The sequence below is a fragment of the Rothia sp. HMSC061C12 genome, from assembly GCF_001815755.1.
Classification (GTDB): Bacteria; Actinomycetota; Actinomycetes; order Actinomycetales; family Micrococcaceae; genus Rothia; species Rothia mucilaginosa.
The window spans coordinates 14,147-31,389 of sequence record NZ_KV821868.1; the positions used below are offsets into that span (position 1 = coordinate 14,147).

Sequence of the window (17,243 nt, forward strand, 5' to 3'; positions counted from 1 at the left end):
CTCGTAACATACCCGCACAACGTAGAGTTAAAAGCATGGAACGTATTGAATCTCCCGTCTACCGCAGGCTCGGCAACTCCGGCCTCGTCGTACCCAGCGTCGGCATCGGCTGCAACAACCTCGGCCGCCCCGGCACCCCCACCCGCACCCAAGAAGGCACCAACGAAGTCATCGCCGCCGCAGTCGACGCCGGCATCAGCTTCTTCGACATCGCCGACCTCTACGGCGCCGAACCCGGCCTCTCAGAAACCATGTTCGGCACCGCCCTCACCCAGCTCGGCCTCGACCGCGACGAACTGACCATCGTCACCAAATTCGGTCTGCCCGTCGGCGACCTCAACGGCAACGACCGCAACGCCCGCGGATCCCGCCGCTACATCATGCGCGCCGTCGAAGGGTCCCTCCGCCGCCTCGGCACCGACTACATCGACCTGTACTTCTACCACAGCCCCGACCCCAACACCCCCATCGAAGAAACCCTCAGCGCCCTCGACCAGCTCGTACGCGACGGCAAAGTCCGCTACCTGGGCCACTCCAACTTCTCCGGCTGGCAGCTCGCCCACGCCGAACACTGCGCCCACGAACTCGGCACCGAACGGTTCATAGTCGCTGAAAACCACTACAACCTGCTCGACCGCCGCGCAGAACTCGAAATCCTGCCCGCCGCACGGCACTTCGGCATGGGTGTGCTGCCGTACTTCCCGCTCGCTAACGGCCTGCTGACCGGCAAGTACCGCCGCGACAATATTCCCGCCGGTTCGCGCCTGTCCCACTCCAAGAAGAACGTGCTCGACGCCGCCAACTGGGACCAGCTCGAAGCCTTCCACAGCTTCTGCACCGAGCGCGGCATTACCGAGGTGCAGGCGGCGTTCTCCTGGCTCGCACAGCAGTCGCCGGTCACCTCCGTCATTGCCGGTGCGACCAGCGCAGAGCAGGTGCGCGCCAACGCACAGGCGGCATGCCTGCGCTTCGACGCTGAGGACCTCGCCGCCCTGGACGCCATCTTCCCGGCACCCGAGAAAATCGCGCTGTTCTAACTCCGGCTCCCTCTCAAAGGGGCACTCAGGCGGTCGCATATGTCGGCCGTAATATACGCTGAAAAATGTCCGTGGTGAGAAATAAATATCACCCGCCGAACGTTTTCGCTAGGATTAGGTGAGGTGCGTCTAACCTGACGCACCTCACCTAGCCCACTGACAGTGCTGAAGAACCACCAATGTCGGTGTAATCTCACCTAACCCCTCGGCATAAAGGACACCATGAGCGCACAGAGCACCGCCTCCACCCTGCCCCCTCTGGGCACCGGGAAGCACAGTCGATACCTCGGCATCATCGCACTCATCGCCACCTTCGGCGGTCTGCTCTTCGGCTACGACACCGGAGTAATCAACGGCGCGCTCGAACCCATGAGCCGCGAACTCGGCATGGATTCCACCGCCCAAGGCTGGGTCACCGGATCGCTCGCTTTCGCCGCCGCTATTGGCGCGCTCGGATGCGGCCGCATCTCTGACCGGTTCGGCCGCCGAACCACCATCATTGGGTTGTCCACCATCTTCTTCTTCGGCGCCCTGGCGTGCGTCTTCGCACCCAACGTCGCCGTGCTCATCACCGGACGCACCCTGCTCGGCCTGGCGGTCGGTGGCGCCTCCGCCGTAGTGCCCGTGTTCCTCGCAGAGCTCGCACCCTACGAAATTCGAGGCTCCCTCTCCGGCCGCAACGAGCTCATGGTCGTGGGCGGTCAGCTTGCCGCGTTCATCGTGAACGCCCTCATTGGCAACCTGTGGGGCGAGCACGACGGCGTGTGGCGCTGGATGTTCGCCATCTGCACCCTGCCCGCCATCGGCCTGTTCGTAGGTATGCTGCGTGTGCCCGAGTCGCCGCGCTGGCTGCTGCGCGTTGGCAAGCGTGAGCAGGCGCTTGAGGTGATGAAGCGCATCCGCTCCGCCGAACGTGCCGAGGCCGAAATTGCCGATATTGAGCGCACCCTGCAGGCGGAGGCGACCACCCAGAACAACGCGGCGGGTAAGGAAAGCGTGGGCGTGCGCGGCTGGTTCGTGCGCATCCTGCTCGTCGGTATTCTGGTCGGCGCGGGCCAGCAGCTGACCGGCATCAACTCGATCATGTACTACGGCATTAAGGTGCTCAAGGAAGCCGGTTTCAGCGAATCCGCGGCGCTCATCGCGAACATTGCGCCGGGTACGATTGCGGTGCTCGGCTCGATCCTGTCGCTGCGCCTGATGGAGCGTGTGCCGCGCCGCGTCATGGTGATTACCGGCTATAGTTCGACCGCGTTTTTCCACGTGCTGATTGCGGGCGCATCCATGCTGCTGCCCGCCGATAATGCGGCGCGCCCCTGGATTCTGCTGGTGCTCATCGTCTGCTTTGTGGGCGCGATGCAGACCTGCCTGAACGTGTCCACGTGGGTGATTATGAGTGAGCTGTTCCCGCTGCGTGTGCGTGCGGCGGGTATGGGTATTTCGGCGTTTAGCGGCTGGATGATGAACGGTGTGCTGTCGCTGGCGTTCCCCGTGATTCTGGGTGCGGTCGGTCTGACCGGTTCCTTCATCGGCTTTGCCGTGGTGAACGTGATTATTGCGCTGCTGATGTTCCGTAACCTGCCGGAGACTCGCGGTGTGAGCCTGGAGCAGGTGGAGCGCGGCGTGATGGACGGTAGCATCTACCCCTCCGCAGGCAAGCACTAGACCCGGCGGGTTTTTAGGTATAAATGAGGCGGGCGGCCCCTCCCCGGTGGAGGTGCCGCCCGCCTCGCAATATGTGCTGAGAGATTAGTCTGCAGGGTTCTCTGCAAGGAACTCGTCGAGGCCGATGCGGTAGCCGTCATCTTCGGCGCGTGCCTTGCGAAGAGCCTCAATGTCGAGGAGCTCTTCGTACTCTTCAAGTAGCTTCAAATCTTCGTAGGAGATGAGCGCGGCAACAGTCTTACCATTGCGGCTGATGAGGGGGCGTTCGCCGGAGAACACTGCCTCGTTGACTTTGGTTCCGAGGTTGTCGCGGAGTTCTTTAAGAGTCGTGACATTGGAACGAGTCCGGTGAGTGGTGACAGTCATGACTGGTTCCTTTCTGGGGTTTGTCCGTTAGCTCCGAGGATAGTTCCTGTGCAGGTTCTATTCAAGGGGCCGCAGTGCGAAGAAGGGTACAGGGCACGAGTAGGGAATTACCGCATTCTGTACACCATTGATAACGGTGCGGTTGTTGTTGAGGTCTTCCGAGTTGGTCATCGGCGAGAAGTCTATCGTGGCCTGTAGAGTGAATGCGGCGTGATGGGTTGTAGTGCTGCCGCGACCGCACTGTTCGTTGAATGAGAAGCAAGGAACCCCTACCCTGCGCCACCAACCCATAAGTGATACGGTCAAAGAACAAGTAATGGCTACACGTGCTGAAATGCACGCCCGACCCTGCCCCATACGCATCGCCCGGACGCCCGCATCCAGCACGCCACAACTCTATAACGAACACGGGTGAACAATGACTGAGAACGTACACAACGACTGGGACCTCCGAAGCGAAGAGGTCCAGAAGGACCAGGTAGCTGCCTACGACGCAATGCGCCGCCGCTGCCCCGTCGCCCACGACGAATTCATGGGCTACTCCGTCTTCAAAAACGCCGACGTACAGCACGTACTCGACCACCCCGAAATCTACTCCAACGTCGTCTCCACCCGCCACATCGCCGTCCCCAACGGCATGGACGCACCCGAACACACCACCTTCCGCGCCGTCAACGACAAGTACTTCACCCCCGAACGCCTCGAAAAGTTCGCACCCGTCATCCGCGACGCCGTGAAGGCCCTCATCGCAGAACTGCCCCGCGGCGAAGAAGTAGACGTCATGCAGGGCTTCGGTCAGGCATACGCAATGCGTGTGCAGAACGCCTTCATGGGCTGGCCCGCATGCCTCGAACAGCCCCTCACCGAATGGATCGAAAAGAACCGCGTCGCCACCCTACGCCGCGACCGCGAAGAAATCGCTAAGGTCGCCCTCGAATTTGACGGCTACATCCGTCAGCTGCTCGACGAACGCCGCGAGGACGCTGCCGCCGGCAACCCCAAGGACGTCACCGCCGAACTGCTCACCGACACCGTGCAGCTGCCCGGCGAAGAACCCCGCACCATGACCGACGAAGAAATCGTCAGCCTCATCCGCAACTGGACCGTGGGCGAGCTGTCCACCGTCTCCGCAACCGTAGGCGTATTCGTCAACTTCCTGGCACGCAACCGCGCCGAGCAGGACCGCCTGCGCGCATCCCTCGCCGACGGCAACGCACTCGATGACCGCAGCGAAATCGCCCTCGCCGTCGAAGAAATTATGCGACTCGAAGACACCCTCGTCACCAACCGCCGCATCACCACCCAGGACACCGAACTCGGCGGCCGCACCCTGCCCGCCGGCTCCCGCGTGACCATCAACTGGGCAAGCGCCAACCGCGACGAGGACGCCTTCGAAGACGCCCTCACCTACAACCCGCACCGCGACCAGTCCCGCAACCTCGTGTACGGCGACGGCATCCACGTCTGCCCCGGCGCGCCCCTGGCACGCCTGGAACTGCGCATCCTGCTCGAGGAGCTGCTGCGCGGCACCGAGTCCATTGAGATCGCGGACGAGAGCGAGAAGCCCGCAACCGTGAACGCCGTGTACCCGGTCTCCGGCTACTCGGTCGTGCGCGCCATCTTCAACTAGGCACGCTCCAGCTCTAAAAAGTGCGAGGCGCCGAACCCCTGAGAATGGGGGTCGGCGCCTCGCGCTGTTAAGAGTAAATATAAGAGTGAATAGTAGGGTAGTGGCGGCCGGTATCAGCCGCTCACTATAGATAAAACGGAATATTCCCAGACGGCTATATAGCCTGGTGGAATACTCAATAAAGCTAAATCTAGCGGCCGGAACTCGTTGTCGAAGGCTTCACCGAAGAACCTGCAGAACCGCTCGCAGATGCACGAGCCGAAGCACTCGCAGAAGCCTCCGCCGCAGCCGATGCCGACTCCTCCGGGGACAGAGCTGTACCGTCCGCATGAACACCAGCCATCGCCGGAGTCACACCATTAACGAAGCTCAACTTCGCCTGCTTGAACTGGTACTCGGGAGAGCAGGTCAGCTTATACTTCGAATTCGCCAGCTCGCGAATCGACTTCACATAATTCTGAGTCTCCTCATACGGGGGAACACCGCCGTACTTCTCCACGGAACCCGGGCCCGCGTTATAACCGGCGAGAACCACATCCTGTAGCTCATCCTCATTGGAGGCGTACTTCGCCAAACGAGTACGCAACTCAGCCAAGTAGCGTGCCTGCGCCGCAATCGCATCGTGCGGGTTCAGAACATTACCGCCATTGCCGAAGCTGTAGTGGCCGCCGCTCCACGCGTCATCAGTGAACTGTGCAATACCCTTAGCGCCCTGGTGGGACTCAACGCCCACACGCCAGTGGCTCTCGGTCTCAATCTGCGCCGCCAGCACGCCGGGACGGAAACCAGACACCTTAGAGCCCTCCTCAAAATCGGAGCGGAGAGCCGCCGGAGCATACGAAAGCTCCGTCATGCCGCAATAGTCGTCGTAGGTGGCTGCCAAACCGGCAACACCGCCACCCAAAAGAACCGCAGAGGCAATAATCTGCCAATGCGCAAGAACCCCGGCGAGAAAGCGAAGCGGGAAAGCTTTACGCTGCCGAGGAGAAGTCTGTGCGTCCGCCGAAGCGGGGGTGTGGTTGTTGGCGCCCGTAGCGCTGCGCTCGGAAGAGGCGCTCGAAGTGCTATCTGCCATTCCTATAGACTAGCGCACCATGCCCGCTCCTGGCTAAGAAAAGTTCGCCCATGAGGCTAAAAGCATAGTTCGCCGATGCGCGTGCAGGCTCCTGCCGGGGCGTGTGCAGGGGCTCTGGGCTGGCTCTGTATCGGCTCTGTAGGAGCCTGTGCGGGGCAGAAAGGCGGCACAGCAAGACAGCGCAGAAAGACCCCGCCCGGCGCATCCATTCACAGGATGCACCGGGCGGGGTCTACCTCTCACGGGGCGCTAGAAGCGCCTAGCGTGAGGGTTTAGCGGGTAGCCACTACTAGCGATCAGTGACCACGATCTTGCCGGCGGCACCGCGCTCCATCTCCGAGAAGGAGTGATTCACGAACACGTAGGTGCCAGACTCCAAGAACTGCATCTCCACGAAGCCGCCCTGAGCGGGCGCCAAATCGAGTGCCTGGCTGTGGCCGTCACGGCTGCCGAACGCATCCGCACCGCGGCGCATCAGGTAGCCGCCCTCCTTGTAGACGGTGTCGAATTGCGAACCGACCACGTGGAAGCTCGTGCCATGGTTCGGGCCAGCCGCCATCACCCAAACACGGATACGCTCGCCCTTCTTCACATGCAGAGGCTTCGCCTTGTACTGGGTTGCGTGGCCGTTGAACATGGTCAGCGTGGGGGTGCCCGCCGCGATCAGCTCCGGCGAGTTCTCCGCCAGCTTGTTGCCGTCGGAGGCGGTCTTGCCGGTGTCGTGCAGGTACGCCTCGCCCTGAACCATCACGTACTCGTGATCGACCGGGTCAAGGTCCGCCGGGTCAATGATGACCGCGCCGTACATGCCCTGGGTCATGTGCAGGCTCAGCGGGGCGGTGCCGCAGTGGTACAGCCAGATACCGGCACCCTTCGCCTCAAAACGGTAGACGAGACGCTCACCGGGGGCGATGGTCTTCATCGTGTTATCGGGGGACACCATGCCCGCGTGGAAGTCCAGCGAGTGGCCCATCGTGCCGTTATTGATGAGTGTAATTTCAAAAATATCGCCGACCTTGCCGCGCAGAATCGGTGCCATGTTCTGCCCGTTGAACGTCCACATGTGAACGGTCACGCCGGGCGCCACCTCGCGGTCGACTTCCTCAACTTCCAGGGTGACCTTGCGGACGGTCTTGCCGTTCACCTGCGTGGCGGTGTTCGGTGCCGGGATGTTCGGGTCGCGGTACTTGTAGCCGCTGCCGGGCGCTGCGGACATGTCAATCCTGCTGTTCGCAACGGTCATGAGGGTCGGGGTGCTACCCGACGCGGCGTGGTTGTGGGTGCCTGTAGAACCGTGGTTGTGGCCGCCCTGCGCCACCTGGTTTGCGGAGGCGCCGGTCGCCTTCACCTTGAACACCATGCCCAGGGAGCGGTGGCCCGCTACGGAGCAGTAGGCTTCCTGGTCGGCGCTGATGATGCCGGCGTCGACGGTTTTCGTTTCGCCGGGGTTGATGGTGCCGGTGGTTGCGCCGTTGTCGAAGGTCAGGTCGTGGGTCATGCTCTGGTCGTCGTTGGTGACCTCGACGACCAGGCGGTTACCTGCGGGGACCTCCACCTCGGCGGGGGTGAAACGGTAGTTGCTGGTCGCCTTCACCTGCACGGTGGTGGTCTGACCGGTTGCAGCCACGGAACCTGCCGAGGAGAACGACGGCAGGTTCAGCGCGGACGGGTTCACGGCGAAGCCCAGCAGGAACGCCATGGCAACCGCCAACGCCGCCTGGAAGCTCTGCTTGGCATGCGGGACGGGCTCCGGGGTGAGCGCCTCCTGGTTGAAGACGGGCTTCTCGCCGCGGGCGCGTGCTGCCATCATTTCCTTGCGGGTATTCACGGACGCCTTCACGCCGCGCACCATCAGCGGAATGAACGCCATGAGCGCCAACGCACCCACGATAGCGACGGCAATCTTAATGGACTGGCCCACCATGGAGCTGGGCATCATGAAGATGAGCAGCGCCAGGTTCACGGCGGTCACGCGGGCAGCAGCAAAACGGCTGAACTCCTTGTTGGAGGCGCGCACCACCGCAGGGCCACCGCCCATACGCTGCGGGAGCAGGTAGCTCATCGCGCCGAGCAGCAGCTGCAGCAGGAAGCCGACCACAAAGATGGGGGTCACGGCGCGCATGTCCAGCTGCGCGAAGGGGACGGTCGCCACCAGGTAGGCGGTCGCTGCTACACCAACAATCAGCCAGAGGAAGCCCATACCCACGCTCATGGGCGGGTACTCGTTCGGGCGCTTGGTGCGCAGGGTACGCACCATCACCCAGGCGACAATCAGCAGGGCAACCAGGTAGACGACCAGGCCGGCTGCGGCGAGCGGACGCATCCCTAAAATCGCGCCGACAACGGTCAACGCTAAGCCACCGCACATCAGGTACAGGGCGCGCAGACTGTGGGTGAGCGCCTTATCCACCATCTTGGTGCGCAGCATGGTCGGCCAGAACGTCACCAGCGTACCCACCGCGGTAATACCGACGAAGCCGAGCACGTTCACTGCCTCGTGCGCGAGCAGGAACTGCGAATGCAGGGTGCCGGACAGGTTCGGGTAGGCAATCATGCCGCCAAACGCCGCACCGAGGGGCAGCAGCAGCGCCGCAACAATGTAGAAGCGAATGGTCACACCGAACCGCGACGGCAGAGCCTGACGCACCTGCTTCAGCAGGTAGATACCGTGCCAGGCGACCATCGAACCGACAATGAGGGCGCCCACCACCGTGGCGGCGTAGAGGCCGGGCACGCTCAGCTGACCGACCATGCCGATCATGAGCACGAGAATACCGGCGTTCAGAATGAAGATGCGGCGCACCTGGGTTCCGCGGTGCTCGTCAGGAATCTTGATTTTCATGAGTGCCTCAGTGAAATGCTGAGACCAAATCAGAATCGAGTTCGTAATCAGGCCGAGGGTGATAATGTGCACCATCAGCCAGCCGCTATTTGGGATGAGCTTATGCAGCAGAAGCACGGCGATAAGGGTGAACATCCAGTGCGAGACCGGCTTGGAGGCGCGACGATGCCACGTACCGCGACCGGATGCGCGGCGTGCAATCTCTTCGGGGGTGAGGTTCGCGCCGGGCACATCAGCCGGGCGCGCGCCAATGCTCAGGCCGGAGGAGCCGCCTCCGGAGACGCTTGCGGGCTTGCCGCTCGTGTTCTCACCTTCGGGTGGGGTGCCGAGATGTTCACTCACGTGATCACTGCTTTCACTGCTGGTTGTTCGTGGACGTCGGTGTGCGGGTCGGCACCGCTTGCCCCTGCGTTGGGGCGGGTGCCAATAAGCCCATTATATTGCCCGGATAGTACCAATTTTGAAGACATGACGTGCATATGAAGGCGGCTCATATCGTGATAGTTGTGCTTGCGTGCTCAAGTGATTCTTCCCCTGCGAATCTCCCTCTGTGATTCTTCTCCCCAATGCATCCTTCACAGGTGCGCGCGATAAACTATTAGGATTCCAAAATCAGATGCCCGCCCACCCTACGCGCGCATCCGCCGGCACCAAGGTAAGGACAAGCACCTCGTGACAAGGACTGACTCCACCACCCCCATCTGGGGAAAAATCGCTATTGTGGCACTCATCCTCATTGTTGGCGGTGGATACGTCATCAAAATGCTCACCAACCCCTTCTCCGGTATGGACTTTTCCATCTACCGTCTGGGCGCAATGACCATTTTCGATAACGAGGGCTTTACCCAGGACCTATACTCCCCGACCCTGAACGATCACGGCGTCATCAAGCCGCCGTTCACGTACCCGCCGTTCGCGGCGATGCTGTTCTTGCCCTTCGCGTTTATGCCCCTGGAAGTCGGCATGGTCATTATGGTGGTCGGTTCGGCTGTGGTGGCGTGGTGGATTTCCACGATTATTTACAACTACGTGAATGCGCGCGGCCGCGAACTGCCCCTGCAGCAGTACTTTGGTCGTGCCGGCACGATTGCGGTGCTGACCATTCTGGTGGTGGCGGCGGGCCCGTGGCAGCGCACCCTGGACCTGATTCAGATTAACCCGTTCATTACGGCGCTGATTCTTGCCGATTTTGTGCGCCCGGCAACCCGCGTGCCGCGCGGCGTGCTGATTGGTATTGCGGGCGGCGTGAAGCTGACCCCGCTCGTGTTTGGTCTGATTCTGCTGGTCCGCCGCGACTGGAAGGGCATTGCGACCCTGGGTGCGACGTTCTTCGGCACCATTGCGCTGGGTTTCATTCTGATGCCTAAGGATGCGCCGGAGTTCTGGTTCTCTGCGCTGACGAACCCCTCGCGTGTGGGTGGCCTGAACTTTGTGGATAACGTCTCGATTCAGGGTTGGCTGCTGCACTTCGGTCTTTCTGAGAGCGCCGTGAAGCCGGTCTACTACGCCCTGGCGCTGGTCACGATCGTGCTGACCGCCGCACTGCTGTACCAGCTGGAACGCCGCGGTGCCGCGCTGGCGCAGGTGGCGGTGACCGCCTCCTTGATGGTGGCGCTGTCGCCGATTAGCTGGTCGCACCACAACGTGCTGCTGCCCCTGCTGGCTGCCGTGTTCATCATGGACGCGTTCCCGACCTATTTTGCGGTTCAGCCGGCGTGGCTGCGGGTGACAGCGACCGTGTTCGCGGTGGTTGCGGTGTTGGGCCTGTACCTGTCGCCGATTAGGATTGCGTCCTGGTTCCACGGTAGCGCTGATGGTTTGGAACAGCTGGCTCCGGGCGCGTTGGCGGTTTCGGCTATTCCCGCGTTCTGCCTGTGGGCGACGATGACGCTCTGGTCTGTTGCCGCTCTGAGCGCGCCGGTGCGTGGTGCGAAGGTTGAGCCCGTGCAGTACGGTTCCGTGCGTAGCGATGCGCCTCTGGGCTGGTGGGGCGCTCGCGCCCTGGTGTCCGAGAGCGCCCAGTCTGTGCGTGCCGCTGCTTCTCGTGAGGCAACCGCGTGAGCCGCGAGAAGAATCGTGAGAAGAACGCCGAGGCGGTAGCGCCTATAATCCCATGGGCTTCGGCTGGCTCTACTACTGCACCGGTTGCGGAACCGGCTGTTGAGAGCGCTGAGCCCGCCGCAGAGGTAGCCGCATCCTCTGCAGCCACCGCGGAAAAAGCGGCAAAGGAAGCCGCCGCCGAAGAAACCGCCAAGGAGCTCGCTAAGCCTGCGCGTCGCAGCTTCTTTGACCGCATCCCCGGCATGCGCAGCGGTGCTCTCTGGGCGCACCTGCTGTTCATCCTGGTTGCCTTCTACGCCTTCGACTACGTGACGCACGCGGCGGCTGACGATATTTACGTGTACCGCCTGGGCGCTGTCTCCCTGGCGGACGGCCCGGACGGCTACCAGCTGTACACTTTCCGCACGCGCGGTCTGCCGTTTACCTACCCGCCGTTTGCGGCGCTGCTCTTCTACCCGCTCGCGTTCCTCACCGAGCCGCAGAGCATGCTGCTGATTACCGCCATTATTTGCGCGCTCAGCTACTGGTGCGCGTACCTGCTGTACTCCTACGCGCGTAGCCGCTCGTGGCGTCTGCCGTTGCAGAAGCACCTGGGTCATTGGGGCATGGTGTCGCTGATTGCGGCGCTGATTTGGATGTGCGGCCCGTGGCGTTTGACCACGCATTTTGGGCAGATTAACGCCATCATTCTGGCGCTGATTCTCGCTGATTTTATGCGCCCGGCAACCCGCGTTCCGCGCGGTGTGCTGCTGGGTATTGCGGCGGGTATTAAGCTGACCCCGCTCGCGTTCGGTCTGCTGCTGCTCATGCGTAAGGACTGGAAGGGCATTGCGACCCTGGGTGCTAGCTTCGCCGCGACCGTGGGTATCGGCTTCCTGGTGATCCGTGAGGAGTCGCTGACGTTCTGGTTCCATGCGGTGCATGACACTTCGCGTGTGGGCTGGTTCAGCTACTTCGATAACGTGTCGATTATGGGTACGCTGACCCATGCGGGCCTGCAGCATCACCTGACGGCTACCGCCCTGTCGGTGGTGCAGGTGGCGTTGACTCTGCTGATTGTGCTGGTCACGGCGGTTCTGTTGGTTCCGCTGATTCGTGCCCGCGCACTCATGGCGCAGCTGGCGCTGACCGCGTTCATGATGCTGCAGATTTCGCCGATTAGCTGGTCGCACCACAACACCTGGTACCCGCTGATGCTCGCCGCCGTGGTCATGGAAATCTTCCCGCTCATGTACCAGCGGGTCAGTTCCTTCGTCTTCACGCTGGCTGTTATCTTGGCGACTGCGGCGCTGGTGGGCATGTACATTTCGCCGTTCTGGATTGTGCTGGCGTTCTCCCCGCACTTCAACGCGGATCAGATTCTGATGGTGCCGGAAGGCTCCCTGGGCCTGATGGCTGGCACCATGCCGTACCAGCTGATGTACCTGTTTATTCTGGTGACGTTTTTTGTGTACCTGGCGAATCGTCAGCTGGTGGAGCGTGCAGCACACGCCGCGGGCGCCGAACTGGCGGAGGCGAAGTACTCCCGCTAAAGAAACCGCCCGCTCACGGTTGCTGCCTGCTCACGGCGGCGGGCGCATCCAGCAGGTGCACAGCTTTCACCGGGTATAAAAGTATCCCCCGCACCCATCACGGATGCGGGGGATACTTTTATACCCAGCCTACTGACCTAGTCAGTCACGCTGTTAGTTAGTGCCGATGCTCCAAGTAATGTTGGAGTCGGTACGAACCTGCATGTAGCTCTTGTTGCTCTGAACCCACTGCATGCTGCTCTTCACGGTCGGAATGGTCGAGGAGAAGAACGGGTCGTTCTTGGTCGCGTTCAGAACGGTGAAGCCGCGGGTGGTCGGGCCGCTGGTCTGGAACTCCATGGTTGCCTCGGTGCCTTCGTAGGTGAAAGCGTAGAAGTTCATGGTGCTCTGGAACTTCTCACCCTTCTTGTAGTGGGGTGCGGAGTCTGCGTCGTAGACGCGGATGGTCCACTCGCCCTTACCGGTCAGCTCCAGCTTGCGGGTGGGGGTGGAGTGGCCGCTCGCGTCAATCCACGCGGTGCCCTTGAGCTCCTTGCCGTCGCGGGTGGAGTCGATAACGCTCACACCCGAGGCGATGTTGCCCTTATCGTCACGGCTGGTGATGAAGGCGTTGACCACACCGTCTGCGGGCTTGAACTCGTAGTAGAGCAGGCCTGCGGACACATCGCCCTTGATCTTCTCAATGTCGATGGTGTCCTTGTTGTCGGCGACGGTCTTCTTGTATTCCTTGAACTCACCCTCGGGCATCTTCGCTTCAGCAGCAGCGATGGGTGCTGCTGAAGAAGCGGAAGTACCTGCTGCCGCGCTCTCAGATGCGGGCGCTGCGGAAGAAGCCTCAGAGGATGCCGCCACGGAGGACGCCTCAGCGGAAGTAGCCGCCGCGCTCGATGCTGCCGCAGAATCGGAGGTGGGGTTCGAGCCGCCACGCGGAATCAGCATGACAATCGCCAGGATGATAACAATCAGCAGAGCCAGCGCACCACCGATAACACCCCAAATCTTGGTGCCGGAGAACAGACCCTTCTTCTCGGAGTCGTCCTCGCCCTGACCTGCGGGCTCGGTGACGTAGGGGTTGCTCAGTGCCACGGTTGCCTGGTCCTGATCGGACACCTGACCTGCGTAGGGCTGCTGAGCGTTGTACGGCTGACCCTGGTAGGGGTTGTTCTGGTACTGACCGCCCTGCACGTTCTGGCCGTCCTGGAAGCCCTGACCCTGGAAACCCTGGCCCTGGTACTGGCCACCCTGGAAGTTCTGGCCCTGGAAGCCCTCACCCTGGAAACCTTCAGCCTGGTTCGGCTGGAAGCCGTTCGGTGCCTGACCTGCCGGGATGAACTGTGCGTTCTGGCCGGGCTGCATGTTCTGACCGGGCTGTTCCGAGAGGTTCACGGTACGCTCGGACAGGTTGACGGTGCGCTCGGTCTCGGGGGTGTGGAACTCAACGAGCGGGGAGCTCTCGATGGTGTGGGGAGCCTCTTCGGTGGAGGCGGGAGCCTCCGTTGCGGGAGCCTCAGCGACCGGTTCAGCTGCCGCCGGTGCCTCGGGGGCAACCTCGGCGACGGGCTCAACAACAACGGGCTCTGCAACAGGTTCGGAAACGACCGGCTCAGAAGCGGCGGGCTCGGAAACAGCGGGCTCTGCAACCGGAGCCTCAACAACGTGCGCCTCAACGGGCTGCTCGGAAGCAACCTGCTCAGGTGCGGGAGCTTCAGCCACAGTCTTTTCAGCCGCAGTCTCTTCAACGGAAGCTTGCGGGGTCAGAACCTGCTCGGGCAGAGCGGTGCCGGTCAGCGGAACCTGAGTCAGGTGACGCATCGGCTTGGGCTCGGAGGACTCCTCAGCGGACTCCTGAACGGACTCAGCCGCGGGTGCCTCTACCTGCTGTGCCTCAACGTGGGGTGCCTCAGCCTGGGGTGCAGCCACCTCCGGAACCTCGACGACCTGCTCACCTTCGAGCTCAGCGGCGAGCTGCTCCAGGTCAACGTCCTCAACGGTCAGCGGTGCTGCAACCTCGGCGGGCTGCTCAGCAACTACGGGCTCAGCAACCTGCTCAGCGGGAGCCGCCTCAGCAGCGGGCTCCTCGGGAATCAGCGGCTCAATAGTAGCCTCTTCAACCTGAATGGGTTCGGGCTCGGGCTCCTCGACCCACAGCTGCCAGCCTTCAGGAACGGGACCCCACGCGGGGTCGGGGCGCCACGTAGGAGTGGGGGCCCATCCAGCAGGAGGAGCGGGCCAGTTGGGCGGCGGATTGAAGACGAGTGCCATAAGAAAGCAGCCTTTCTGGTGCTGAAAAAACACCCCGGAAGAGCGGTCATCAGCGACTATGTATATGAGCGTATTATCGCTACAAATTATGGCATAGGTTCAGAAAATGAACCCCGTGAATGGTAGGTTTTTAGCCTTATTCACGGCTTTTTCAATGGTTTTGGAACATTCCGTATCAATCGGCACTTGAAGGTTTCCGTATGCCCGGTCACCATCGACCCCGCGGAGGCTAGGATTAAAGAATGAACACTACACCGCCTCCCGCACCCCCGCAGGTAGCCGCCGGAACCCCCGCTGCTCCTGCGCCTGTTGCAGGTCTTGCCTACCACCGTCTCTCCCACGCCGACCCGAAATCCCGCTGGTTCTCACCCCTGCTGGAAGGTCTGCTCGGTGTCGCCGTATTTATTGGCCTCAACCTGATCATTTCAGTTGCCCTGGCTGCGACGATTATGGGTTCGGGACTTTCCCTCCAGGATGTAGCTACGAACCGCGCCGTCATTATGGAACACCCGGCGCTGTTCGCGCTGACGTTCCTCTCCCTTATCGCGATTGTGCCTTCGCTCTTTCTGGCACGCCTGGTCGTGGGTCCGAAGCCCTGGGGTCTGATCCATTCGGTGGCGGGTCGTCTGCGCCGCTCGCTACTGCTTCCGTACCTGGGTTTGAGCTTCGCTGTCTACGGCATCTACTACGCCGTGATGCTGGCGTTGAGCGGTGAGAGCCTGCCCGAATACCGCTATTTTCAACCTCCACAGGTTGAATTTTGGGTTTATGTGGCGATGATGCTGCTCCTAGTGCCCGTGCAGTGCTACGCCGAAGAGCTCGCCTACCGCGGCTTCATGATGCAGATGCTGGGCCGCTGGCTCCGCACCCCCTGGCTGCCGATTGTGCTGCCCGCCGTGCTGTTCATGCTCTCCCACGCCTACGACCCCTGGGGTCAGAGCACGATTCTCGCGATGGGTATTTACGCGGGTTTCCTCTGCTGGTACACCGGCGGTCTGGAGGCCTCCATCAGCCTGCACGTGGCAAATAACGTGATCCTGATGCTGCTGTCCATGGTGGCTGGTCTGGATCCGTTCGCCTCCGAGGGTGTGACCCCCGTGGATGCACTGCAGGGCATCGCGCTGGAAGGCGTGTACGTGGTGCTCGCCTGCCTGATCTTCAACGCGCGCGCTCGCCGCGGCGAGGTTTCACGTGAAACACAACCGCTCAAGGTTGATAAATAGGCTATTTGGTGGGTTGCTTTAGCCCAGCTGCCCCAGCCCGCCCACCCCGCTCCATTCGAGCCTCACCAGGGCTCATACTCCACGCCGCGTGGACTACCCGCCCCGGTCACCCCGTCAACACCCAAGAAAAGGTAGGGTTAAACCATGACTGTTGATGCTGTAAAAAATATTGAAGACCTCGCCGCATTCGTGGCGGAGTCGCCGGTCTCTTACCTCGCCGCGCGCACGGTAGCGCGCCGCCTGCAAGCAGCAGGCTTCACCGAGCTTGTAGAGACCGAAGCATGGGACCCGCAGATCGCAACCGGCCGTCACTTCGTCGTCCGTGACGGCGCGATTATCGCCTGGGCTGGCGGCGCGAAGGCGCAGAAGGCAAGCGGCTACCGCGTGCTGGGTGCGCACACCGACTCGCCCTCCCTGAAGGTCAAGCCTTCCTCCTCCATCACCACGAAGGGCTGGCACCAGATTGCCGTGGAGAATTACGGTGGTGCACTGCTGAACTCCTTCCTGGACCGCGAGCTGTGCGTGGCGGGCCGCCTCACCGTCCTTGAGGGCGGGGAGCTGAAGGACCGCCTGGTGCGCACCGGCGCGATTGCGCGCATCCCGCAGCTGGCACCGCACCTGGACCACAAGCGCAACGAACTGGTGCTGGACAAGCAGTTCAACATGTACCCCGTGTGGGGTGTGGACCCGGCAGAGAATGACGTGCTCGGCTACATGGCGAAGCACGTGATTGACGGCGAGCCGGTCGACCCGGAAAGCATTGTGGGTTACGACCTGCTGTTCGCTGATTCGCAGCCGCCGCGCCGTTTTGGTGCGGATCAGGAGCTGTTCGCTTCCGGTCGCCTGGATAACCTGTCTTCGGTGCATGCGGGTTTGACCGCCCTGGAGCGTTACGTTGCCGATAACGCGGATGAGCACGCCACCGAGACTGTGATGCTTGCGGCGTTTGACCATGAGGAGCTTGGTTCGGAGTCACGTAGTGGTGCGGCTGGCCCGTTCCTGGAGGATATTTTGGTGCGCCTGTCCGCTGCGCGCGGTGAGAGCACGGAGGAGTACCGCCGTTCGGTGGCGGCATCGTTCTGCCTGTCGGCTGATGCCGGTCACCTGGTGCACCCGAACTATCAGGGTCACCACGACCCGACCGTGCAGCCGCTGCCCGGTGGTGGCCCGCTGTTGAAGATTAATGCGAACCAGCGTTATGCGACGGATTCGGTGGGTGCTGGCGTGTTTGCGGCGGCGTGCGCGAAGGCTGGTGTGCCGTATCAGGAGTTCGTGTCGAATAACAATATGCCGTGTGGTTCGACGATTGGCCCGATTACGGCGACTCGTTTGGGTATGCGCACCGTGGATGTGGGTATTGGTTTGCTGTCGATGCATTCGATGCGCGAGATGTGCCATGTGGACGATATGGCGTACATGACGCGCGCGGTAGAGGGCTTCTTCCGCCTCTAAATTGAACCCCGCTGAGGTTTGAACAGCTGGGAAGTGGGCGCCGGGAACGTAAGGTTCCCGGCGCCCTTATTTTTTAAAAATTTTTCGGGGGGGGGGGG

At 61.9% G+C, this 17,243-nt stretch carries 12 protein-coding genes; 8 read left to right on the top strand and 4 right to left on the bottom strand.

All coding sequences use genetic code 11. The annotated features are described in order from the left end of the window. The first annotated feature begins 35 nt into the window (after positions 1-35). Positions 36-1,037 (top strand): aldo/keto reductase, encoded by a 1,002-nt coding sequence (locus HMPREF3055_RS06140; RefSeq protein WP_049338317.1) that lies wholly within the window; start codon positions 36-38, stop codon positions 1,035-1,037. A gap of 222 nt (positions 1,038-1,259) precedes the next feature. Beyond that, entirely contained in the window at positions 1,260-2,702 is a 1,443-nt protein-coding gene (locus HMPREF3055_RS06145) for a sugar porter family MFS transporter (RefSeq protein WP_070738564.1), read from the top strand. Positions 2,703-2,786: 84 nt separating this feature from the next. Here the strand turns inward: HMPREF3055_RS06145 and HMPREF3055_RS06150 are convergent, their stop codons facing one another. Then, positions 2,787-3,068: a type II toxin-antitoxin system prevent-host-death family antitoxin gene (locus tag HMPREF3055_RS06150; RefSeq protein ID WP_005509047.1), complete on the bottom strand. Its 282-nt coding sequence runs from the start codon at positions 3,066-3,068 to the stop codon at positions 2,787-2,789. A gap of 48 nt (positions 3,069-3,116) precedes the next feature. Between HMPREF3055_RS06150 and HMPREF3055_RS09415 the strand changes: the two genes are divergently transcribed. Then, the gene (locus HMPREF3055_RS09415; RefSeq protein ID WP_239664826.1) at positions 3,117-3,266 is read left to right on the top strand and encodes a type II toxin-antitoxin system RelE family toxin; all 150 of its coding nucleotides are present in this window, start codon (positions 3,117-3,119) and stop codon (positions 3,264-3,266) included. A gap of 220 nt (positions 3,267-3,486) precedes the next feature. Further along, positions 3,487-4,698 carry a cytochrome P450 gene (locus tag HMPREF3055_RS06155; protein WP_049327433.1) on the top strand — a complete coding sequence of 404 codons (1,212 nt, stop codon included), beginning with the start codon at positions 3,487-3,489 and terminating at the stop codon, positions 4,696-4,698. A gap of 190 nt (positions 4,699-4,888) precedes the next feature. On the opposite strand, the gene HMPREF3055_RS09510 is transcribed toward HMPREF3055_RS06155, so the two are convergent. Beyond that, positions 4,889-5,773: a lytic transglycosylase domain-containing protein gene (locus tag HMPREF3055_RS09510; protein ID WP_012904310.1), complete on the bottom strand. Its 885-nt coding sequence runs from the start codon at positions 5,771-5,773 to the stop codon at positions 4,889-4,891. A 289-nt stretch (positions 5,774-6,062) separates the two neighbouring features. After that, a complete protein-coding gene (locus HMPREF3055_RS06165; protein WP_070738566.1) occupies positions 6,063-8,957 on the bottom strand; it encodes a multicopper oxidase domain-containing protein in 2,895 nt (964 codons plus the stop codon). A gap of 330 nt (positions 8,958-9,287) precedes the next feature. On the opposite strand from HMPREF3055_RS06165, the gene HMPREF3055_RS06170 reads away from it, so the two are divergent. Both HMPREF3055_RS06170 and HMPREF3055_RS06175 read left to right on the top strand, forming a co-directional pair. Next, positions 9,288-10,676, top strand: coding sequence for a glycosyltransferase family 87 protein (locus HMPREF3055_RS06170; protein ID WP_070738568.1), 1,389 nt, complete (start codon positions 9,288-9,290; stop codon positions 10,674-10,676). Next, positions 10,673-12,208 carry a glycosyltransferase 87 family protein gene (locus HMPREF3055_RS06175; protein ID WP_070738570.1) on the top strand — a complete coding sequence of 512 codons (1,536 nt, stop codon included), beginning with the start codon at positions 10,673-10,675 and terminating at the stop codon, positions 12,206-12,208. Before HMPREF3055_RS06170 ends, HMPREF3055_RS06175 begins: the two co-directional genes overlap by 4 nt. A gap of 153 nt (positions 12,209-12,361) precedes the next feature. On the opposite strand, the gene HMPREF3055_RS06180 is transcribed toward HMPREF3055_RS06175, so the two are convergent. Continuing rightward, the gene (locus tag HMPREF3055_RS06180) at positions 12,362-14,470 is read right to left on the bottom strand and encodes a hypothetical protein (protein WP_070738572.1); all 2,109 of its coding nucleotides are present in this window, start codon (positions 14,468-14,470) and stop codon (positions 12,362-12,364) included. Positions 14,471-14,712: 242 nt separating this feature from the next. Here HMPREF3055_RS06180 and HMPREF3055_RS06185 point away from each other — a divergent pair, with 242 nt between their 5' ends. Continuing rightward, a complete protein-coding gene (locus tag HMPREF3055_RS06185; RefSeq protein ID WP_012904303.1) occupies positions 14,713-15,693 on the top strand; it encodes a CPBP family intramembrane glutamic endopeptidase in 981 nt (326 codons plus the stop codon). A gap of 144 nt (positions 15,694-15,837) precedes the next feature. Beyond that, positions 15,838-17,145: a M18 family aminopeptidase gene (locus HMPREF3055_RS06190; protein ID WP_049341167.1), complete on the top strand. Its 1,308-nt coding sequence runs from the start codon at positions 15,838-15,840 to the stop codon at positions 17,143-17,145. The last annotated feature ends 98 nt before the right edge of the window (positions 17,146-17,243 follow it).

Excerpts from the sequence above, each read along its gene's own strand:
- HMPREF3055_RS06190 (WP_049341167.1), top strand. The coding sequence starts at position 15,838 with ATGACTGTTGATGCTGTAAAAAATATTGAAGACCTCGCCGCATTCGTG.
- HMPREF3055_RS06145 (WP_070738564.1), top strand. The coding sequence starts at position 1,260 with ATGAGCGCACAGAGCACCGCCTCCACCCTGCCCCCTCTGGGCACCGGG.
- HMPREF3055_RS06180 (WP_070738572.1), bottom strand. The coding sequence starts at position 14,470 with ATGGCACTCGTCTTCAATCCGCCGCCCAACTGGCCCGCTCCTCCTGCT.
- HMPREF3055_RS06185 (WP_012904303.1), top strand. The coding sequence starts at position 14,713 with ATGAACACTACACCGCCTCCCGCACCCCCGCAGGTAGCCGCCGGAACC.
- HMPREF3055_RS09510 (WP_012904310.1), bottom strand. The coding sequence starts at position 5,773 with ATGGCAGATAGCACTTCGAGCGCCTCTTCCGAGCGCAGCGCTACGGGC.
- HMPREF3055_RS06150 (WP_005509047.1), bottom strand. The coding sequence starts at position 3,068 with ATGACTGTCACCACTCACCGGACTCGTTCCAATGTCACGACTCTTAAA.
- HMPREF3055_RS06140 (WP_049338317.1), top strand. The coding sequence starts at position 36 with ATGGAACGTATTGAATCTCCCGTCTACCGCAGGCTCGGCAACTCCGGC.
- HMPREF3055_RS06155 (WP_049327433.1), top strand. The coding sequence starts at position 3,487 with ATGACTGAGAACGTACACAACGACTGGGACCTCCGAAGCGAAGAGGTC.